This window comes from Microscilla marina ATCC 23134 (assembly GCF_000169175.1).
In the GTDB taxonomy this organism is placed as follows: domain Bacteria; phylum Bacteroidota; class Bacteroidia; order Cytophagales; family Microscillaceae; genus Microscilla; species Microscilla marina.
Window position 1 is genome coordinate 187,819 of record NZ_AAWS01000001.1, and the last position, 22,625, is coordinate 210,443.

A 22,625-nucleotide genomic window follows, 5' to 3' on the forward strand; every position below is an offset into this window, starting at 1 on the left:
AAACAGCTGGATGCAACCTGTTGGTTTTCAAAAGATTTGTAGCGGCAGGCAATGTATACAAATGAGGGTCTAAAGTCGAGCTGAGGGATTGCTTTTAATATATTTTCTTACTATTATTGAAGTACATCACTTGTATGCATCACCTAAACTAACCAAGCAAATGTCCAGCATTACCCAATCCAACCAACCTCCTTTTGTTAAAGGCCATTTTTTATTAGGCAGTGCCACCGAATTTAGAAAATCCCCTCCCGCATTTTTTAAACGCCTCGAAAGTTTAAACAGCCCCATTGCCCGGTTTCGGCTGGCTCATTTAAACTGTTATTACCCAAACAGTGAAGAGGCTATCTTTCATATTCTCAAAACCAATTATAAGAATTACCTCAAAGGAGGAATATTTTTTGACATTGCCCGTGGCATTTTTGGTAATGGGTTGGTTTTTGTCAACGACGAATTGTGGGTAAGCCAACGTCGTATAATGAACCCAGTTTTTCGTAAACAAGCTGTGGAGTCTTATTTTGACAATATGATGCATCATACCATGTGTATGATAGAGCGTTGGCGAAAAAAAAGTCAAAAGGCGACAAAAGAAAGCATTAATGCCCACCAAGACATCAATACTTTGACTGTATCAATTGCTACTGACACTCTTTTTGGTGGAAGTTTAAACGAGCAGGCTATTCAAACCTTGTTGGCTAATATGGAGCTGATGTTGAGCGAAAATAAGCGCAGGGTAAGCAATGGTTTTTCGCCTCCTTTCTGGATTCCATTGCCTAGCAATAAGAAATTAAAAAAAGCCATTATAGAGTATGACCAAATAGTGGGAGAGGTGATCAGTAAGCGTGCACAAGCCAAGGATGAGTCCTATTCTATGATTGATCTCTTGCTCCATTCTAAAGATAACGAAACAGGTAAATCGCTGAATTTGCAGCAGGTAATAGATGAAGTAAAGCTGTTTTTTGTGGCAGGCACAGACACCAGCGCCAATGCCGTGACCTGGTTGCTTTATTTATTGTGTGAAAACCCTAAAGTAGAAGCAAAACTCAGGGAAGAGCTAGAGCAACAACTTGGAAACCAAAAGCCTGACATTGCGGCATTGGGTAAGTTACCCTATATGATGCAGGTAATTTATGAAGCTTTACGTTTGTATCCTCCTGCCTGGCTGTTTAGCCGCTCCAATGTAGAAGAAGAAGAGGTAGAAGGGTGCTTGATCAAGAAAAACGGAAATATTTTTATATCTACTTATATGTTGCACCGCAACCCTAAGTATTGGGACAACCCGGAGGAGTTTAAACCCGAACGCTTTGCCGATGTAGACATTACCAAGCTTAAGTCTTATATACCATTTGGTTTTGGCCCTCGTCGTTGTATAGGTGAGCGCTTTGGTATGATGGAGATTCAATTGATATTAATTATGCTTTTACAAAATTTTACCTGGCAAATAGATGAAAGTGTAGAAGTTTTGCCAGCATTTGAATCTACTTTGTATCCTCAAAACGGTTTGTGGTTATTTGTAGCGCCCAAATGAGGCAAGTACTTACAAAGCAAAATACCATGCATCAGAGTTTAAACCCTACTACCAGTATATCATCAATTTGTGCGTGTTTGTTATTCATCCAATCCTTTAGGTTATGGTCTAGTGCATGGTGTTGTTCTTCCATTGGTCTTTGGTGTACTTCTACCAACAACTTTTTAAAATACTTTTTCATAAACTTTTTGCCTAACTCTCCTCCAAACTGATCGGCGTACCCATCAGAAAACATATAAAAAGAGGTGGGTTCGTCAGTCAAAGTTACCACACTTGCCTCAAAATCTCTGTCCCATTCTTTTTGAAATCCCCCCACGGGAAGTTTGCTGCCTTTGATCTCGTGTAAAACATTGCCTCGTACATACAGCAAAGGGTTTTTAGCTCCCGAAAACTCTACCGTTCGCTGCTTTTGGTCAATGACACATAGCGCCATATCCATTCCATCCCGGTTAGAGGTTTCTTCTTGGCGCAAAGCAGCATTGATGCCATTATGTAGCTTATTCAATATCTGGTCGGCTTGGGTAATTTTTTTGAATTCAATGATTTCTTTGAGTATTTCGTTGCCAATCATACTCATAAATGCACCTGGCACCCCGTGCCCGGTACAGTCTATAGCGGCTAGTATGCTTTTGGTATGATTAGGAGCAATCTGTACATCGGCAAAAAAGTAAAAGTCGCCAGAGACAATATCGCGTGGTTTAAACAAAACAAATGAGTCGGGCAGGCAGGCTTTGATCGTGTCTATGCGAGGCAGCATGGCATGTTGAATACGCCTGGCATAATTGATACTTGCGGTGATATTTTTATTTTTATCTTCTATTTCATCATAAGCAAGGCTTAGCTTTAGGGTTCTTTCTTTTACTTTATCTTCCAGGCTTTCATAAAACAGGGCATTTTCTATAGAGATGGCCATTTGAGACGATAAGAGATTTAATACTTCGAGATGGTCAGGGGTAAATGCACCAATCGATAATGGGTTTTCGAGGTAAAGAACCCCAATGAGTCGCCCTTGATTGAGCAACGGTAGGCATAAAATAGATTTAGGTTTACATTTTTTTACATACTGCAATTGAGTGAATGCTCCTTCTTTAGACGCATTATTGAGCACCAAACTTTTTTGAGTTCTTACTACGTAGTTTACTATTTTGCTCGATAGTTTGGGGTTTTCTGTCAAACCATCTACTTGTTCAATAGGAATAGACTGAAGCACTTCTACCTGAGTGTTGTCTACATTGCTTTCGGCTTCTATCAATAATTGATCGTTTTTTGACAACAGTAGCACACCCCTTTGGGCGCCCGCGTTTTCAATCACTACTTTCATTACTTTTTCCAGCAACTGACCCAGTACAATTTCGCTCGACAAAGCCTGAGATGCTTTCATCACGCTGTTTAAGTCAAGTGCTTTAGACAAGTTGCCCGTAGCCGAAATGGTTCCGAGTGAGGCAGAAGTTGTCATCACGGTTGGTACAGCACTCGAAACGAGGTATTGTTTGTATTTTTGCTCAATGAGGTTTACCTTGGCAGTCGCCCCCCAATATTTATAGCTTTTGTAAGCCTGATTGATATAAAGCGTGGTCAGGTGTTTAAACTGGGCTCCCTTGTGATGATAAAACTTTCCTGCCAGTTCATTGGCAAGTGCGTGATGGTTCATAAACCCGTTGCTCCTTGACAAGGCTATAGCCTTATTGTATAACTCTCCCGCTTTGCCATCATTTCTTAAAACACGCATTCTTTCTGCTTCAATCAACAAATACCTGTGCTCGTAGTTCATCGCCGCATTTTTTGCCCATTTTCTGAGCTTACCTTGCAGTTTTTTAGATTTTCTCAGGTATTTTTTTGTTTGGGCGTTGGTGGCTGTGTCGCACAGTGATAAGTAATTAAGAGAAGCATAAAAACAATACATGGCCATCATTGCTTGCGAAAGCCCCCCTTCCATATAAGGTTTTATGTCTTTGATGTATGTCAGGCCCTCGTCGTATGCTTCAAACAAATAGGCAAGCGAAAGTTTGAAAGTATAAAATGCGTGGAGCACTGTTTTGTCGCCTGCTTCTATATGAAATTTAATGTCTTTTTCCTGGTAAATTTTACCTGATAGTTCATAAGGTTTTTCAGTGTTTTCCTGCAAGTTGCCTATTACCTGAAGGTACATATTATACCATAAAATATATCCTTCAGAATTGATGCGTTGTAAAATCCTTTTGGCTTTGTTAGCTTCTGACTCTACGGTAGAACACTGAGTGCCTATCATGTAATGATAAGCCAGCTTAACGGTGAGTGCCACTGGAGTAAAATTTAAATCACCCACTTCCAGTCCCACTCTGGCGGCATCGTCAAACTTTTCCATCACATCATGCATAGAGGTAATCCAGGGAGCAATGGCAGTGTAATGTGCCATGTATACCTTGGGCAAGTGCTCGGCAGTACTAAATTTTGTTAATAGCTCAAGGGAGAGTTTTCCAGCAGCAGTGGCAGTTTTTACGTCACCCAAAGCACCATTTAGGATGGCTCCATAGGTAGCAAAACCAAAAGGTGATTGTGGGGCATTGCCATATTTGACACTAAGGCGTACATTCAATAGTGTAATGAGCACATAAAGCTCAGGGTTTGAACGATAAGCAGTAGACGACATACTGGATAGTATTTTCATTGCCGCCAATCGCTGAGCATCCATCATAGCGGGCTTTTGTGCCTGAGCAAGGACTTTTTTCCCTGGCAAAGCCCGCTTTGTTTTAACAATTGCCCCAAGTACCTGTGGAACACCTGGTTTTGCCGGCAGGCTGATACCCAATTCTTTCAAGGCTTTTAGTGCCGTTTCCAAGGCTTTTTCCAACAATTTTTGGGTGTCATAAGTATAAATGAGCACTTCATAAATTCTGATCTTATCAAGTACATCTTCTGAATGCTGTAATGCGTCCTGAGCAAAAGAGATCGTTTGCTCAAACTGGCTCGCAAGAAAACTGGCTTCTGCGGCTTCGGCATGCAATTGCTGCATCATTTCATTGTGCGACTGCCAACCATCGGGAGGCAATAATTCAATGCCTTTTTGGGCGTAGTGGAGGGCTGGGGTAAAAGCGGCTGATGCTTTGGCTTTTTGTGCGGCTTTCAGGTTGAGCGATGCCAGATTAATCTTTTCCTCTTGTTGATCAATGAGCAAGGAGCCATAGTTTAAGTGGTTTACTATATCAAATATATGTTTGCTCCAGGTAGACTCAGGTATACTTTGCAACAGCAATTCGCCAATATCTTTATGAATGACTTGTTTTTTTTGTTCAGGAATTAATGAGTACACTGCTTGCTGGATGCGGTCATGCGCAAAACGGTAAATAATTTTCAAGTCATTTTGAGTAGGTAGTTCTTCTACCAGTTCTGCCAGCTTATATTGGTTATCGGCCGGAAAGATCAAGCCTTCCAACATAGCTTGTTGCAGGTGGGTAGCTATTTTGCTTTGAGCGCTTTTACATACTATGGCAAGGTCGTGTATATTAAAAAGATTGCCTATACAGGCCGCAAACTGAAGGGTTTCCTGAGTAGTTTTGGAGAGTTTTTGAATCTTTTGGGTCATTAACTCTACCACATTATCGGTGATGTTGAGCCCACGAATGTTGTCAAGGTTCCATTGCCAGGTTTTACTCTCAAAGCTATATTGAAGAAATTTTTGTTCATAAAGCGAGAGTAAGAATTGATTGATAAAAAAGGCATTGCCAGCCGTTTTTTTGTGTATTAACTGAGCAAAATCCTGCACCTGAGCTAGAGGTGCATTCAAGGTATCAACCAATAGTGTAGCAATGTCTTCTAACAACAATGGTTCAATGGTGATTTCTTGTAGGTATTGTGCCTTAAAAGTAGAAGCCAATTCTTGCCGGGTAGCTTTAAGTAACTGAGCCAGGGGGTGTATCTCGTCTACCTCATTGTTGCGGTAGGCTCCTATTAACATAAGGTATCGTACCTCTTCGTCGATTGCCACATCTCTTAGCAGCATCAAAGAAGCCGCATCAGCCCATTGCAAATCATCTATAAAAATGACCAAAGGGTGGTCTTGGTGGGCTATAGCCTTTATAAAGCGGCGAAAGGTATAATTAAACCTGCTTTGGCTTTCAGATAAGCCCAATGTTGGTACTTCGGGTTGTACTCCTATGATGAGCTCAAGCGCTGGAATTACCTCAGTAAGTACTTTGCCATTTGTACCTATGGCAGCCAAAATGTTTTTTTTCCAGGCATTTAAATATTCAGGATCATTGGTCAGTAGCGAGTTTACAAACTCTTTGATGGCTTGAATAATCGCAAAATAAGGCACATCGCGTTGGTACTGGTCATATTTACCTTTGATAAAATTCCCGCTTTTTTCAGTAATAGGCTTGTGTATTTCGTTGATCAGGGCTGACTTACCAACCCCCGAATAACCCGCCACCAATACCATTTGAGTTTTGCCCTCACTCACCAACCGAAAAGATTGCATGAGTATGTCAAGTTCGTGGCTACGTCCATACAACTTTTGTGGTATTTGAAACTTGCCTGAGTAATCGTTTTGGGCAGGTGCGAAGTAAGGAACCTTTGCCTTGGTATTGAGTAAGTCAATGCACCGTTGTAGGTCATGCTTTAGTCCATAAGCCGATTGGTAGCGGTCCTCGGCGTTTTTTGCGAGTAATTTTAATACAATGTCAGAAACCACCTTGGGTATGTCATTTAAAATGTGTTTAGGTGGTAGGGGAGGCTTGGCTATGTGTGCATGGATAAGTTCTAGCGAGTCGGTACTTTCAAAAGGAGTTTTGCCAGTGAGCAGCTCATAAAAAGTAGCGCCCAATGAGTACAAATCGGTACGGTAGTCAATGATTCGGTTCATTCTACCGGTTTGCTCAGGCGATATATAAGGGAGCGTACCCTCTAGGTTCTTGGGATTACCCAAATGGGTAGTCTTAAGGTTAATCTTTGCGGCAATACCAAAGTCAATAATGTATGCCTGTTTGTCTTTGTCAACGATTACATTGTTAGGGTTAATGTCTTTGTGTATGACATGCTGTTGGTGCAGTTCGCCTAGAGTATGGGCAAGTTGGATCGCAATATGTAAGAAAGACGAAAGCGATACAGGTTGGCTGTTACATAGTTCTCCTAGTTTTTGCCCTTGGATGTACTCTAAAAACAAGGCATGATAATCCCCTACTTTTTCTTTTTTGAACACCTTTCGTATACCTGGTATATTCAGGTTTTTTACTATATGGTATTCATTGTTAAACTGTACCAGTTTTTCAGAAGAGGGAAACTCTTCACTGAGTACTTTTACTACTACTTGGTTTTCGCCATTGTCAGTTTTCTGACAATATACTTTAGTAGAAGGACTTTCATATAAAAGTGTTCCTTGTAAGAGTGTTCCTTGGGTTGAAAGCATATAACTTAAAGGCTAATTTAGCTGAACTTATATTTAACTTTAACTATCCGAATTTGCCTGAAGTACTTGACAATGTAATGCCCAAGTAAAGTGCCAAACTGTTTTTTTATAGCAACTATTCACGTGTATACAATGTTTAAATGCAGTTTGTTGATTATCAATTACTTGGTGTGAACACTGGTGTATAAAGCAATGCCTCACACCAAGTAAATTGGTCATTGTATAGTGATCAAAAGGTTAATTGCTGGCATGCACATCCGAAGCCTTGGGCCCTGTAAATACAAGATAAATATAAATGAGGTCAAATGCAGCAAAAATAAAGCATAATGCCACCAGTGTTTTATTGGCATAGAGGTTTACAAATACTACTGACGTACAAAATCCTGTACCTAAAAATTTACCCACTGCCACCCAACGGTTAAGGCCAAACTCAGGCGTTCTTATTTTTAGATAGCAAAAAAGCACACTCATATATACATTGACGATCCATCCCGATAGTGCCCCAACGGGGTCGTCGTATTGAGGGATTTCGAAATAAAAAATAACCAGCCACATAGTCAATATAATGGCCATCGCGGGTACGTGTAGTTTTTTGGTACCAGGCGTAATAGCTTGACTGGCGCCGTACTTAAACATGGAGTAAACGATGAACATGTCCAGAAAAAACCAAATAAAGTAAGCCCACTCAAACAGCCTTCCCATATTGGTGTGATAAAATAATCCCCAGTAAATTTCCCAGGCAAAGTTACAGCAAATAGCGGCATTGGGAATATCTATTTTTTTGGTTTTTATAATATCTCTAATGACAATGACATATACTACTGCCCATAACAAACAGCCTATGCCAAAAGTAATGAGCACAAAAGGGGTGTAGTCTTTGAGGTTAATCCAGGGGTCAGACCCAAAAAGCGTTAATAACATTGTTGTAGGGTTTAGTTGGTTTAAGAAAATATTTTGCGGAAAGGCTTCATAATTGCGTTGAGGCACCCTTCACCTACAAACTCTCCATCCCAAGGCAAACCCTTGTCAAAACGTTCTTTATCTTTGGCGCGCCACAATTCCAGTATATCAGGCTCGTGTAATTTCCATAATTCGCACTTGGGCAAATCCAACTTGGCAGTATCAATAATATGGTTGACAGCTCTTCGGGCCGCTTCATTGGCTCCTTCCATGGTGGCCAGGTCGGTGTAAGTGCGCACATAATCTGAAGCCAGAAAAAAGTTGGGAATAGCAGTATATGATTCAGGGCGCAACCTCCAGGTATCTTTTTTATTTACCAGCAAAGGCTCTATGTTGGTATCTTTTTGAGTGCCCTGGTTTTTTTCTACCGGAAACACAATGTCAGGGTCAAGAAACCAATCGTGTAAATATTCATCTTTGAGTACTTCAGCTCCCAAAGCATCCAAACTTTTCTTGAGTTGATGCCATACTTCCTCTTTTATCTCTTCTCTGGTACACTGCGACGCTGGTTTTTTGTGTAGTTCTCCGGGTGTGTACCAGTCTGATATGTCTACCGACAAAATCCCTTTGACTGTACCATCACCGTAGTTGGCCAGGTTAATATGTTCCCAAAACTGGGCTTGAGAGATAGAAGTCAAAGCCCATTCGCTATTGATGTATATGGTGTGTCCGTGCACAATCTTTACATCTGTGTTCAAGTAAAACTGTATGCCGTTCATCCACGATACAGACTGTGCTAAGTCTTTGATGGTGGCCAATCCTGCGTCTGCTTTAAGCAAATCATCGTTGAGCAGCCTCGCCATTACCTCTACTGGCACTGCAGCTATGTAATAATCTCCTTGCACCTCAAAGGTTTCTCCTGCTTTTTCGATAGTAGCACTGGTTATGTTTTCTCCACTACAATTGATAGATTTTATAGTAGCTTCAAGTTGGTAGTTTACCCCCTTCTCTTGCAAAAAACTAAGCCAGGGGTCTACCCATACATCGTTGGTAGGACCATTGAGCAGTCGGTCACTGCTTTCACCTGGTTCGGCAATGTCAAACATCAATTGCAAAAGTACATCGCCACCTGTTCGGGCACTGGCTTGTTTGGCTTTGGCTGCTACTAGGGTTCTGGTAAGCCCAATAGCCAAAAGGTTTTGGTAAGCCTCTGACTTTCCGTCGGCTTCTATAAAATCCCACCACGATATTTTTTCATATTCAGCCAAGCGCCTTTCATAACAACTTGTCATCAATTGCCAAAGTCTGCCCGCAAAAAACTCTATTTCGTGAGGTTCTAACCCCGTATCACTGTCAAAAACTTCTTTGAATAAAGTTTCTAAATCGGCCAAATCCCTTGGAAATCGGGTAAGCAACTTGATTGGCTTTTTAGTATAGCGCGCCATTTCTGCTCGGTCGGCTTGCACCAGGTTGTCCAACACCCCATTGGGGTTGTTGCCGTATGGTATGTGCTTCATTGTATCGGTAACGTGCTTATAAAAGCGAGGGAAAAATCTAAACCCATGTTCGCCTGGCAAAGGCTTACGCCCATCTTTGGCGCTGTTGGGTACATGAATACTTCTGGCTTTTCCTCCGGGTATTTTTTTTACCTCATACACTTCTACCTCAAATCCGCGGGTAATCAATTCGTGAGCAGCACTCATACCAGCTACTCCTCCTCCCAGTACAATTACTTTTTTAGGCATAAAAATAGGTTTTAGGTTTACTTATTGTTTTTTTGATTGTTCGGGCTGTTTTTGGGTGCCCTGTAGATAGGCTGAATACAAATTTGTTTAGGTTTTATCAATGTATTCAGAGCGATTGTAAAGTTTCTCGATAATAAACAATTATTTTGTGTTTTGTGAGATTATCAGAAATTATTTTTACGAGTGTGTGCAGGCGTAAAACTACCTGAAAGAAATAGACTTGTCTAACTGCTTGGGTAAACATTAAAAAGTCTGGAATAAAGAGGTGAGATAAGCCAAAATGCCATGATCATTGGGAGGATATAAGAGGGGGAAGAATGACTTATTTTGCTACTAAAAAAGCCCGATACATACCAAATGCATCGGGCAATAAGCCTGAAAATTTAGCCAGCCTTGGTCACACTTCCAACACCACTAATGTCTTTGCGTATCGAAGGGTTACCTTTATAGTTGATATTACCGCTTCCGCTAATGGTAGCGTCCAGCTCTTGGGTCACGTGTACTTCACAATTGCCCGCTCCTCTTAGCTCTATAGTAGTCTTATTGCTTACCAGGTCAAAAGCTTCATAGTTGCCTACACCCGACAGTGTTACTTGCTGGGTTTGGGTGTTCCCCCTAAGCTTTATTTGTCCGGCGCCCGATGTTTTGGTGTATACACTATTGCTCTTAATTTCGGCTTTTATTTTGCCTGCCCCGCTCAATATCACTTCCAGGTTTGGCGAATCCCACAGGTTTTGACCTATGATTTGTCCGGCGCCCTTCAGACTTACTTTTTTGATGGTGGGTATGGTGATAAATACTTCAATGTCAGTTTTACGAATACATTTGCCCCCCGCAATTTTCATGACTAATTCGCCTCTATCTACATAAAAGGCGACAATGTCGAGAATATTCTTTTGCGCCTTTAGTATTACCTCTTGAGTATCTCCCTGGGTAATGTACACATTGGCAGGCAGACTGCTCGATATCGTGTGTATTTCTTCATCAAATACTTTTTTTACTTCTACTGTAGTCCCATTACCTTTTATACAGTTAAAATCATTGCGGTAGCAAGCATTTAGCGTAAGTAGAGCTAATAAGGCAATGCTGGTACTTAAAATCTTTCTCATGGTCAATTAGTTGAGTATAAAACGTTGTTTGTAAAAGTTTCATTTATTAGGAGGGTAGACCAGTAGTAGTAACAAAGGGTTGCCTTGACAGAAAAAAAATAATGTGGTACAACAAAAAATAATAAACCTATTGAATCATAGGAAAATGGGTGCAATGAATACATATTCATTTACCAATTAGAATGTGTACACAGCCTGTGCTTAAAAACAATGATTACCTGAAGTTTGCCAATGATTCATGAGGCAAGTGTTGGCCTTACAAGCTCTAAGACCAACACGGAAAGAGTGTTTATTTATTTGTTAAAGCAAGCCACTATCAGGTGCCATGAGCCATTGTTCAGCCTTGGCATAATCATTAAAATATTGGGTAACCTGGGCTTTAGCTTGTTGTTCGGCCATGGTTTGCTCAATAGATAGTTGTGCATAAAAATCGTCAGTTAATAAAAATGCCATTCGAGTAATGCCCGCTGCCAGGTGCATAGGTACTATATTTTCATTATACCATTGTTGTAGTTCTGGCGAAATAGGCAAATCAAACTTAAGAGTATTTACCAAAATACCCTTGGCATCGTGTTCAAGGGCAGCCTTGGCTACTCCCGTCATACCTTCTTTAAAAAGCTCATCAGTCAAGAAACCGCTTCCTGTCCAGTAGTTGAGAATATACTTTTTAGTAGTGAAAAAAGTGCTTTTGAGATGGGTATCTTCATATAAGACAATTGTATCTTCCATAAACCGTAAATTTTTGTAAATATCCCCAATTTAACCATTAAAAAGTAGAAATGCTCACTTTCACGTTGCCCAACGAGACTAAAAAGTATATTTGCTCCAATTTCTTGGTACATTGGGTGAAGCTTAAAACCCAAAACTTGATAAGGAGTAGTCAAAAATGTTTTCTTTGTAAAAAAGCCAACACCCGATGACAAAAAAACAAAAACCACCCATTTGGATCATTCCTGTAATTGTATTTTCTCAGTTTGCCGGCACCTCACTCTGGTTTGCGGGCAATGCCGTGTTGCCAGACCTCCAGGCGTATCTACAGTTGAGCGGTAGTCAGGTATTGGGCAGCATTACCTCTGCAGTACAGTTAGGGTTTATTTTGGGCACCCTGGTATTTGCTTTTTTTGCCATTTCCGATAAGTTTTCGCCCCGTCGCATCTTTTTAGTTTGTGCCTTGTTGGGGGCTGTTGCCAATATGACCATTTTGTGGTTGGCCACCAATTTGTTTAGCCTGTTACTACTACGTTTTATGACAGGTTTTTTTCTGGCAGGCATTTATCCTATAGGGATGAAAATAGCTGCTGGTTGGTACCAAAAATCATTGGGCAAAGCCATTGGTTTTTTGGTAGGTGCGTTGGTATTGGGTACCGCGTTTCCTCATTTACTCAAAAGCATAGGAGGAGCACTTTCGTGGAAAACGGTGCTTCAGGCAGTCTCCCTTATTGCTGCAGTGGGCGGAACCGCCATGTACTTGTTGGTGCCCGATGGTCCCTACATTAGCAAAGGAGCAGGGTTTAACCCCAAAGTGTTGTTACAAATGTTTCGTACCAAAGACTTTCGCTGTGCTGCTTTTGGCTACTTTGGGCACATGTGGGAGCTTTACACCTTTTGGGCGTTTGTACCCATTGTTTTACAACAATATGCCCAGGCAAACCATTGGCAGGCAAACTTGTCTTGGTGGGCTTTTGTGGTCATTGCTGTAGGAAGTATAGGCTGTATTGTGGGAGGAATAGCTTCGGGGAAGGTAGGCAGCGCCAAAATAGCGGTTATTCAATTGGGTATATCAGGGCTCATGTGTTTGTTGTCGCCACTACTGTTTCAGTTGTCTCCAGCACTGTTTTTAGCTTTATTAGTAGTTTGGGGCATTACTGTAGTAGGCGACTCACCCCAGTTTTCGGCACTCACCGCCCAAACTGCTCCTCAGGCTTACGTAGGTTCTGCCCTGACCATTGTCAACAGCTTAGGGTTTGCCATTACCATTATAAGCATACAGTTTGTCAACTATCTGGCACAGCTCATGGCTCCCCAGTACATCTTTGTTACTTTACTTATCGGTCCCTTGTTTGGGTTGTGGGCAATGTACCCTTTGTACCGTAAAAAATGATGATCTTATGATAGTATCATAAAAATCATTGAACAATAAGATCTTCCTGTTTTGCTGCAACCTTGCCCTTGTTTACTGGGCAATAGATTGTTTCAATTGCTCAATTTCTGTCATGTGTGAGGTGGTTTGAATATTTTGTTTAGGAGGAAGTGCTTCAAAAGTAGTGAAATACCGCATTATTTGGCGAAAATGCCTGTTTTACTCATGATATTTTTGGAATAAAAAGTTTGAATGGCATATTTCCTGGGGGTCACTTTTGCATAGGTAGTACTTTTTATGTAATAAATATGTACCTTTGTGCGGCATTTGAGCAATGTCTTGAAAAATTGATATTAAAAATTATAAATACCGATGATCGCAATGCAGTTATATAAAGATAATAACTTAACCATTAAGTATGCAAAGGAAAGCAGCACCCTATTGATGACCTGGAGTGGTTATACAAATGATGATACTTACTGCAACCTTATTGATTTGATTAACAAGTTGATGGTGGCAAATAAAGTAAAAAGAACGCTGCATGATGTAAGAGAGCACAAAGGCATTACCCCTAAGTCGCAAGATTATGCTGCGGAACTCTCTCTGGAGTTTAGACAAAAACATTGGCAAATGGACAAGCGGGCAATGGTGATTAAGCCCGATCACGACGTGTTTTCTAAATATGGCGTACAGCGATTTGTCAAAAAAGTAGAAGATATAGATTATGAAGGGCAACGTCGTGAATTTTTTGACGATGTAGAAGAAGCGTACGCCTGGATAATGGGATAAAGTATTACAACAAAAAAGCCCCGGCAGGTGATAGAAACTTGTCGGGGCTTTTTTGTTGGGTAAGTACTTTTAGGAATGTGATCGCCCCGTAAACGGGATTTCGGGCGTAGCCCTCAACAATAACCCCGATAAGAAATCGGGACTTTGAAGCTGTCCGGTTTAGAACATATCCTCTTTCCTGACTTTCGTTACCCCGGCAGTTCCGCCGGGACTGTGAGCTTTTATTGTCCGTAGTACCGTCCCACGGTCTGGCTCAACATCCCCCGGATGTTGCCTTGCCCGCAAAAAGTGCCTCAGTCAGCCTTGAGTTTATGACCTCAATCTCGACACTTATTTTGAACATGTTCCTTAGCTTAAACTTCAAGATAACACTCAAGGCAGGTAACTGCCTTTCCTATCAAAATAATGACTCTTCAAACAGCCCCTCCCAACTTTGATTCAGAGAAGTAGCGCCAACCCACAGTCCCCATTCTGACCTTCTTCAAAATAATTTTTTGGACTGTATGCAGGATTATCATTTGGATAATTAAATATTTACTTAACATAATTTAAGGTTATCAAACATTATTGGCAAATAGCAACAAATAAGGAGAGGGGAGAAGTATATGGGGTAGTTCCCACGCATTTTTTAAAAAAACAGCCCCTTGCCCTCAAGCATGCGTTCTTCTTTGAGCGACAACTCTTCGTTTTTGAGTTGTTTGATTGTCCTAAATACTTCCCCCATAGACGATGTCCCCCATTCTCCATAATCATATTGTTTAGCCAGCAGGCGGTTACCGTCAAACAACGATAAAACTGTCTTGCGATCTTTACCTCCCGAATACCTAAATTTGACAGTAAAAGTGTGTAAAGGAATGGTCAATTGCCGGGGTTCATCTTTGTAATACAAATCTACATACACTATTTGCTCATCACTTATTTTAATGTGCTGTAAAAAGTAACGCATGCGTTTCCAAAAAATGTAGGCATTGACGCCCCCCCCAATGAGAACTACGACAATGGGTGCCAGCAAAAACCAGATTTGTGTGACCGTAGCCACTATTCCTAAAATAATGGCTTGTATACCCATCAGCACCACTATAAGCATTGCCTTGTCCCAAAACCGTTTGTTGAAAGGGACATACTTTACTGTTTTTTCATACATATTCTTATAGAATTATTGTTTTGTGCCCATTACTTACCCCAATCAATACCTGTCTTATTTAGCCAAGTACTCCAGATGTTACATAAATAAAGCGTGAGGGTTTCTCTTTACTTCTGGTATTGCGCTCTTATTTTTACTTTTTGCAATTGGCGTTCCACTACCAAGCGGGCAATGGCAGGCGCAATTTCGTCAGGGTTGGGGTGCCCCAGTGCCGCACGAAAAAGAGTTTCAGACACGTCTATTCTGTACATGATTTGTAGTAAGCGTTCAAACTCGTCGTTGAGCAACGCTTGTATAAACGGAGTGAGTTGTGCTACCAATGCCTCATAGTCGTGTAACGATGGAGGTGAAGTGAGGGTGAGTTGGCTGCCCAATTGCTTATCTATCAGTTGAGCTGTTTTTTGCAGTGTTTCGGGTAGATCTTCCATATATTTTGGTTAAAGTTTTCTCTAATTGTTCTGTAAATTGCTTGCATAATCAAAGCATAGGTGCAAACTTGCTTTTTAGAGTATGTGATGAAAGCATACAGAGAAGCACTACAATATAAACAAATATATGACAAATCAGACCACCCAGACTGCGGTACCAGTAGCAGCAAAAAAGCCCAAAGAACTAACCAAACACGGACACACCCGTGTGGATGATTACTTTTGGCTCAACCAACGTGAAGATCAGGAAGTGATCGACTACTTAAACGCCGAAAACGAGTACACCAAAAAAGTGATGGCGCACACCAATGTTTTTCAAGACAAGTTGTTTGAAGAGATCAAAGGGCGCATCAAAGAAGTAGACCAGAGTGTACCTTACTTTAATCGGGGCTATTATTTTTATGTACGTTACGAAGAGGGCAAAGAGTACCCAATTTATTGCCGTAAAAAAGGCAATCTGGAGGCCGAAGAAGAGGTCATGCTCAACGTAAACGAGCGTGCCAAGGGGCACGACTATTATGCCGTACAGGGCTTATCGCTGAGCGAAGATCTGGACATGCTGGCGTTTAGTGTAGACACCGTGGGGCGACGCAGGTATACCATTCATTTCAAAAAAATGGGCACGGGTGAGATCATCAAAGACACCATTACCAATACCAATGGAAGCATTGCCTGGGCTGCCGACAATGAAACTTTGTTTTATGTAACCAAAGACGAACAAACTTTGCGTGATGACACCATCTGGAGGCATAAACTGAACCGCCCACAAGCCGAAGATGTAAAGGTTTTTGTAGAAGAAGATGAAACCTTTGGAACCCACGTATTTCGTACCAAGTCACGCAAATTTTTGGTGATTACTTCTTACAGCACCCTTTCTACTGAGCAGCGTTACCTGGCAGCCAACGATCCTATGGGAGAGTTTAAGATGCTGCAAGCCCGCGAAGATAAACACGAGTACAGCGCCAGCCATTACAATGACAAATTCTATATAGTAACCAACTGGCAAGCTAAAAACTTTCGCTTAATGGTAACGCCAGACACTGCACCCAGCAAAGAAAACTGGACAGAGGTAATTGCTCACCGAGAAGACGTAATGCTTGAGCAAATAGAGCTGTTCAAAGATTTTTTGGTGGTGCAAGAACGTAAAGACGGGTTAGAGCGTTTGCATGTACGCTCGTGGGATGGTAGCCAGGAGCACTACCTCGACTTTGGGGAGTTTGCTTATTCTGCCTGGACTGCCTACAACCCTGAGTTTGACACCAAAGTATTGCGTTATGGATTCAATTCGTTGATTACTCCGCGCTCTACCTTTGACTATAACATGGAAACCAAGGAGAAGACCTTGCTCAAACAACAAGAGGTGTTGGGAGGGTATGACCCTATGCAATATACCTCAGAGCGGGTACACATTACGGCACGCGACGGAGCACAAGTGCCGATGTCGCTGGTGTATAAAAAAGGAATGAAAAGAGATGGTAGCCATCCCGCTTTACTGTATGGGTATGGTTCTTATGGCATCAATGTTACGCCAGACTTCAGTTCGGCAAGGTTAAGTTTGCTCGACCGTGGTTTTGTGTACGCCATTGCCCACATAAGGGGGAGCGAAACCATGGGGCGCCCTTGGTACGAAGATGGAAAGTTGCTTAAGAAAATGAATACTTTTACTGATTTCATCGACTGTGGAGAGTATTTGGTGCAGCAGCAGTATACTGCTCCAGAGCGTTTGTTTGCCATGGGGGGCAGCGCCGGGGGCATGCTCATGGGGGGAGTGATGAATATGCGCCCTGACTTATTTAAAGGGTTGATTGCCGCCGTGCCTTTTGTAGATGTAGTCACTACCATGTTAGACGATAGTATTCCGCTTACTACAGGAGAGTACGACGAGTGGGGCAACCCCAACGAAGAAGAGTATTACCACTACATGCTGTCATATTCGCCCTACGACCAGGTAGAAGCCAAAGAATATCCTAACTTGTTGGTTACTACGGGTTTTCATGACTCTCAGGTGCAATATTGGGAACCTGCTAAGTGGGTGGCAAAATTGCGGGAATTAAAAACAGACCAAAACCAGTTGTTGTTCAAGATTGATATGAGTGCCGGACACAGCGGTAAAACGGGACGTTTTCAGCGATTCAAGGAGCTGGCGCTTGAATATGCATTTATGTTCGATTTATTGGGCATCAAGGAGTAGTGAGCCATACACCATAAGTATGCTTAATTGAGCTTACCATACACCTTGTCTGACACTATTTTCAGGCAAGGTGTTTTTATGCCTTTTTTGTGCATTCCTACAGGTTTGTTTAGCCTCGTAGAGCCTGGAGGCAAACCTCCTACGGTTAAAGCTTATTTTCAAAAGCGGAAAATCTTACAAATTTTGTAGTACTTCATGTAGGTTTTTATAATAGTGTGTCTCTACTTTTGCGGGGTCTACCTGGGGGTTATCTGCCACTATCTTGTCTTTGCCCATTTGCAGGCTAAATTTAAACAGCTCGTTGTTGGGTAAAATCTTATGAAACGTGGTGAGCCCATCTTTATACATCTGCTCCATCCAGCTGAGGTAAAACCACTGCATAGAAGGGAGGTGTAATGTGACCATGTTGCGTTTATCCATTACCAGATTTTTTACCTGGTGTTGCTTGATAAACTCGCCCATTTTCAGAATAGCTTCTTTGAATAAAGTAATGTTAATGTCAGCGTTTAACTGGCACACTATGACATCTTTAGAGGGGAGGTATAATATATTTACTTGTTCTGAAACAAATATCACCTGATAATCATAGTTCTTACATTCTTCTTTTATGATATCTAATAATAGCATTGGTTAGGGGTTAATATCAATAGGGTTGCAAGATAAGTGAATAATACTGATAGACAGCGTAATCTATATATTTAATATCTTGCCAACTTGTAAAAACTCTCCATAACAAGGGCTATTGAAGACCCTATGATGTATTATCAAATAAATACAAAAGCCTGTCTGACACAGTAGTCAGACAGGCTCATTCAAAGGCATTGTTTCGAGTATTTAGTGAGGTGAAGGTTACACTGCCGGAAAAACTTTTCCACTGGCACTGCCAAACCCTATGCGGGCAAAACCTTCTTTTTTGCAATAACCCTTCACTACTACCGTGTCGTTGTCGTTGATAAACTTTCGCTCTGAACCATCAGGCATCGCTATAGGCTTGCTACCGCGCCAGGTGAGCTCTAGCATCGATCCGTAAGAGTTTTCATCTTTGCCGCTAATGGTACCCGAAGCACACATATCACCCACATTGATATTACAACCGTTTACAGTGTGGTGAGCCAATTGTTGCGCCATGTTCCAGTACATATATTTGAAGTTACTCTGGCATACTACTTTTTCCTGGCCGTTTTCGGGCTGTATGATTACATCCAGGTGAATGTCGAAGTTTTTCTTACCTTCATATTGCAAGTAAGGCAATACCTCAGGGTCTTGGACAGGAGAGTCTACTCTGAAAGGCTCCAAAGCATCCATAGTTACGATCCAAGGCGAGATAGTAGAGGCAAAACTTTTGCCCAAAAAAGGACCTAACGGCACATATTCCCACTTTTGAATATCCCTGGCCGACCAGTCGTTAAATAAAACCATCCCGAAGATGTGCTCTTCTGCTTTTTTGGTAGAAATACTTTCGCCCAGTTGAGTAGACTGTCCTACAATAAAGGCCATTTCCAGCTCAAAGTCCAGCAAACGGCTTGGTTGGTAAGTAGGCATGTCGGCATCGTCAGCCTTGGTTTGTCCCTTGGGGCGGTGTATAGGAGTGCCCGACACCACAATAGAAGAAGCTCTGCCATGGTAGCCAATAGGCAGGTGCAACCAGTTGGCAGGCAAGGCGTTTTCTTTGCCTCTAAACATAGTGCCTACGTTGGTAGCGTGCTCTATGCTTGAGTAAAAATCGGTATAATCACCCACCCGCACTGGCAAGTGCATTTGTACCATTTGCAAAGGATACAATACCTGACGTTTGGCATCGCTGTTGTCGCGCAATTCAGGGTTGTCGTCGCGCAATAGCTCCGATATACGGTTACGTACCGCTGTCCATACTGGCTTGCCCAACGCCATAAAATCGTTCAGTTGGTGTTTATGAAAGACCGTATTATCAGCCAGCTCTAGTTGATTAAAAAAACCTAACTCTGACAATACGCTTAAATCTAGCACAAAATTACCAATCGCTACTCCTGCTCGAGGAGACGCATTATTAATAGAAAATATACCAAAAGGCAGGTTTTGTATTGGAAAATCGCTGTTGGCGGGTACCTCTACCCAAGATTTAAGATCAGGGTTGTTTGCTTCTATCATAAATGCTTTTGTTAATTTTTTTTGGTGTTTTAGTTGAGAACTCTCCATAAAAAAAGAGCTCCTGGGATCAGCGTCAATTAATATATTATAGTGTAGCCATCCCGTAGGTTAAAGAAATCAGAAGATGTTTATTGGTTATCTAACGTCAATATTCCAAGGCTTTTAAATCACGTAGTCTAATGTTAGCCAAATTAGTAGGTATTGTATGCTCACGCAATGGCTGTCGACTATTGACTGAATGCTGCGGACTATTGTAACTTACTGCTTACTTTGAATAATATCTGTCTGAAACTTACATACTCTTTACTGTATAACTTTAGTAAAAAATCAGGCTAAAGTTAAAGCGTCTAAAAATCGGGGTAAAGTTATAGGATTAAATGGTTTTTTAAAAAGGATTGTACATAAGAAGTTTTTGAAAGTTTTTGCTTATTTGCCAAAATAGTCTTCAATGAGCTTTTATTTGTAATTCAAGGTGTGTTTTGAGGTTTCTACTTCTATCGTACTTCGCTGAACTCTAGCTAAGAATAGGCACAATTGACTAACTTTTTTTATTTTGTCAATTGTTTTTTACACTTACAATGCATCATAATTGATACCCATGCAAACTTCGCAAAAATCATCACTTTAGTATTACTTCTATTGTTTGCCAGTGCTACCAGCTTTGCCCAATTTATCACGATTTGGCAAACCAGTAACGAAGGGAGTTCTAAAGACAATCAAATTACCATCCCCGCCAAGGGCAACTACCAAATAGTGTGGCAAGAAGTGGGCAACCCCAAAAACCAAGGCAAAACAACGGGCAAAGATGTGACTACGCTTACCTTGCCAAAGGCGGGTAAATACCAAGTGAGCATTACGGGAGGCTTGCAATACATTCACTTTGATGGCAAGGGCGATAAGCTCAAGCTCATCAGTATTGAGCAGTGGGGCGACATTGCTTGGACGTCCATGGAAGGTGCTTTTGCAGGATGTGCTAATATGAATTGCGTGGCGAGTGATGCCCTTAACTTGAGCCGAGTAAAGTTGTTAAAGGCAATGTTTTTGGGTTGTACAAAATTTAATGGAAAAATAGGGCGTTGGGATGTGAGTAAGGTAACTGATATGAGCGGGATGTTTTTTGAAGCAAGGTCTTTCAATCAACCGATTAGCGGCTGGGATGTGGGCAAGGTAGTAAAGATAGATGGAATGTTTGCTGGTGCAGAACGGTTTAACCAACCTATAGGTGGTTGGGACGTGAGCAATGTTATAAGTATGAATGGAGTGTTTTATGAGGCACGTTCTTTCAACCAACCTATAGGCAAGTGGAATGTCAGTAAAGTGAAAAGTATGATTGAAATGTTTGCGAGTGCAGAGGCTTTTAATGAATTTATAGGTGACTGGAATGTAACTCAAGTAACCAACATGAAAGGGATGTTTGCCAGAGCTAAGGCATTCAACCAACCTATAGGCAACTGGAACGTTGGCAAGGTAACCGATATGAACAGAATGTTTGCCGCTGCAGAGGCATTTAACCAACCTATAGGCAATTGGAACGTGAGCAATGTTACCAATGTGAGGTATATGTTTTCGGGGGCAGAAACCTTCGACCAATCACTTGATCAATGGGATGTGGGCAAAGTTACCAATATGTATAAAATGTTTGCAGGGGCAACCGCCTTCAATCAGTCTATAGGCAATTGGGACGTGAGCAATGTCAAGAGTATGGTGTCTATGTTTTCGTTGGCAAGGGCGTTTAACCAGTCTATAGGCAATTGGGATATGGGCAAGGTAGAGAATATGGCTTCTATGTTTTCGGGGGCAAGGTCATTTAACCAACCTATAGACAGTTGGAACGTGGGCAATGTCAAGAGTATGGCTTATATGTTTTATAGAGCTAAAGTCTTTAACCAACCGCTTAATAAGTGGAACGTGAGCAATGTTACCAATATGAGGTATATGTTTGCAGATGCAGAAGCCTTCGATCAATCACTTGATCAATGGGATGTGGGTAAAGTTACCAATATGTATAAAATGTTTGCAGGGGCAACTGCCTTCAATCAGTCTATAGGCAATTGGGACGTGAGCAATGTCAAGAGTATGGTGTCTATGTTTTCGTTGGCAAGGGCGTTTAACCAGTCTATAGGCAATTGGGATATGGGCAAGGTAGAGAATATGGCTTCTATGTTTTCGGGGGCAAGGTCATTTAACCAACCTATAGGCAATTGGGATGTGAGCCAAGTAACCAATATGGGTGGGGTGTTTTTTATGGCAAAGTCATTTAACCAGCCTATAGGCAAGTGGAATGTAAGCCAAATAACCAATATGCATAAGATGTTTGCTGGGGCAAAATTATTTAATCAACCTATAGGTAGTTGGAATGTGCGCAAAGTAAAGCGTATGATAGGGATGTTTGCTGGGGCAGAGGCTTTCAATCAGCCTATAGGCAACTGGGATATGAGCAATGTAAATGATATGGAGGAGATGTTTAAAGGGGCAACCCGCTTCAACCAACCTATAGGCAACTGGGATGTGAGCAAGGTAACCAATATGAAAGCAATGTTTAGAGGTGCAACCTCCTTTAACCAACCTATAGGCAGTTGGAATGTGCGCAAAGTAACCAACATGAAAGCAATGTTTAGAGGTGCCACCTCTTTTAACCAACCCCTTGGCAATTGGAATGTGCACAAAGTAACCAGCATGAAAGCAATGTTTAGAGGCGCCACCTCTTTTAACCAACCCCTTGGCAATTGGAATGTGCGCAAAGTAAAACGTATGGGATGGATGTTTGCTGGGGCAAAGGCTTTCGACCAACCTATAGGTAATTGGAATGTATGCAAAGTAACCAGTATGAAAGCAATGTTTAGAGGTGCCACCTCTTTTAACCAACCCCTTAATAAGTGGAATGTGGGCAAAGTGACCAATATGAGCTCTATGTTTGAGTATGCTACCTCCTTCAATCAACCCATAAGCAGATGGAATATAAGGAAGGTCAGAGCGATGAAAGACATGTTCAAAGGTACTACTAACTTCAAACAAGACTTAAGCCATTGGAAACAATTGAAGAAATAATTATCTTGGTCGGTCATTGTTGCAAGCTTGGTGTCGTTGTCAAGGCTTAGCGACAATGTTTTTAGTAATCGCCATCGCATTTAGCGTAGCCACCATCGACTGTTGACTTTTAACTAACAAATTCATAAACCACTGAAAATAAGTATACTATGATTT

14 protein-coding genes are annotated in these 22,625 nt (G+C 41.5%); 5 read left to right on the forward strand and 9 right to left on the reverse strand.

Annotated features, from left to right (window positions below):
- The first annotated feature begins 160 nt into the window (after nucleotides 1-160).
- Nucleotides 161-1,525, forward strand: coding sequence for a cytochrome P450 (locus M23134_RS00715; protein WP_045112745.1), 1,365 nt, complete (start codon nucleotides 161-163; stop codon nucleotides 1,523-1,525).
- 31 nt (nucleotides 1,526-1,556) lie between these two features.
- Here M23134_RS00715 and M23134_RS00720 read toward each other — a convergent pair whose 3' ends face one another.
- The 5 genes from M23134_RS00720 to M23134_RS00740 all read right to left on the reverse strand — a co-directional run bounded on the left by M23134_RS00720 (nucleotide 1,557) and on the right by M23134_RS00740 (nucleotide 11,391).
- Nucleotides 1,557-6,908 carry an AAA family ATPase gene (locus M23134_RS00720; protein WP_002692820.1) on the reverse strand — a complete coding sequence of 1,784 codons (5,352 nt, stop codon included), beginning with the start codon at nucleotides 6,906-6,908 and terminating at the stop codon, nucleotides 1,557-1,559.
- A 237-nt stretch (nucleotides 6,909-7,145) separates the two neighbouring features.
- Nucleotides 7,146-7,829 carry a transmembrane-type terpene cyclase gene (locus tag M23134_RS00725; protein WP_002692822.1) on the reverse strand — a complete coding sequence of 228 codons (684 nt, stop codon included), beginning with the start codon at nucleotides 7,827-7,829 and terminating at the stop codon, nucleotides 7,146-7,148.
- A 20-nt stretch (nucleotides 7,830-7,849) separates the two neighbouring features.
- A complete protein-coding gene (locus M23134_RS00730) occupies nucleotides 7,850-9,553 on the reverse strand; it encodes a hydroxysqualene dehydroxylase (protein ID WP_002692825.1) in 1,704 nt (567 codons plus the stop codon).
- 383 nt (nucleotides 9,554-9,936) lie between these two features.
- Nucleotides 9,937-10,662 (reverse strand): head GIN domain-containing protein, encoded by a 726-nt coding sequence (locus M23134_RS00735; RefSeq protein ID WP_002692826.1) that lies wholly within the window; start codon nucleotides 10,660-10,662, stop codon nucleotides 9,937-9,939.
- 300 nt (nucleotides 10,663-10,962) lie between these two features.
- A complete protein-coding gene (locus M23134_RS00740) occupies nucleotides 10,963-11,391 on the reverse strand; it encodes a hypothetical protein (protein WP_002692829.1) in 429 nt (142 codons plus the stop codon).
- 187 nt (nucleotides 11,392-11,578) lie between these two features.
- Between M23134_RS00740 and M23134_RS00745 the strand changes: the two genes are divergently transcribed.
- Entirely contained in the window at nucleotides 11,579-12,763 is a 1,185-nt protein-coding gene (locus M23134_RS00745) for an MFS transporter (protein WP_002692831.1), read from the forward strand.
- Between the two features lie 360 nt (nucleotides 12,764-13,123).
- Entirely contained in the window at nucleotides 13,124-13,531 is a 408-nt protein-coding gene (locus M23134_RS00750; protein WP_002692835.1) for a hypothetical protein, read from the forward strand.
- A 628-nt stretch (nucleotides 13,532-14,159) separates the two neighbouring features.
- Here the strand turns inward: M23134_RS00750 and M23134_RS00755 are convergent.
- On the reverse strand, nucleotides 14,160-14,675 hold the full coding sequence (locus M23134_RS00755; RefSeq protein ID WP_002692837.1) for a hypothetical protein: 516 nt from the start codon (nucleotides 14,673-14,675) through the stop codon (nucleotides 14,160-14,162).
- Between the two features lie 107 nt (nucleotides 14,676-14,782).
- Nucleotides 14,783-15,103: a hypothetical protein gene (locus tag M23134_RS00760; RefSeq protein WP_002692838.1), complete on the reverse strand. Its 321-nt coding sequence runs from the start codon at nucleotides 15,101-15,103 to the stop codon at nucleotides 14,783-14,785.
- A gap of 127 nt (nucleotides 15,104-15,230) precedes the next feature.
- On the opposite strand from M23134_RS00760, the gene M23134_RS00765 reads away from it, so the two are divergent.
- Nucleotides 15,231-17,294 carry a S9 family peptidase gene (locus M23134_RS00765; RefSeq protein ID WP_002692839.1) on the forward strand — a complete coding sequence of 688 codons (2,064 nt, stop codon included), beginning with the start codon at nucleotides 15,231-15,233 and terminating at the stop codon, nucleotides 17,292-17,294.
- Nucleotides 17,295-17,468: 174 nt separating this feature from the next.
- Here M23134_RS00765 and M23134_RS00770 read toward each other — a convergent pair whose 3' ends face one another.
- Nucleotides 17,469-17,921 carry a hypothetical protein gene (locus M23134_RS00770; protein ID WP_002692841.1) on the reverse strand — a complete coding sequence of 151 codons (453 nt, stop codon included), beginning with the start codon at nucleotides 17,919-17,921 and terminating at the stop codon, nucleotides 17,469-17,471.
- Between the two features lie 222 nt (nucleotides 17,922-18,143).
- Nucleotides 18,144-19,421, reverse strand: a complete 1,278-nt coding sequence (gene fahA, locus M23134_RS00775) for a fumarylacetoacetase (RefSeq protein ID WP_045112746.1) — start codon at nucleotides 19,419-19,421, stop codon at nucleotides 18,144-18,146.
- A 639-nt stretch (nucleotides 19,422-20,060) separates the two neighbouring features.
- Between fahA and M23134_RS37290 the strand changes: the two genes are divergently transcribed.
- Complete coding sequence (locus M23134_RS37290) at nucleotides 20,061-22,469, forward strand: BspA family leucine-rich repeat surface protein (protein WP_002692844.1); 2,409 nt, start codon at nucleotides 20,061-20,063, stop codon at nucleotides 22,467-22,469.
- The last annotated feature ends 156 nt before the right edge of the window (nucleotides 22,470-22,625 follow it).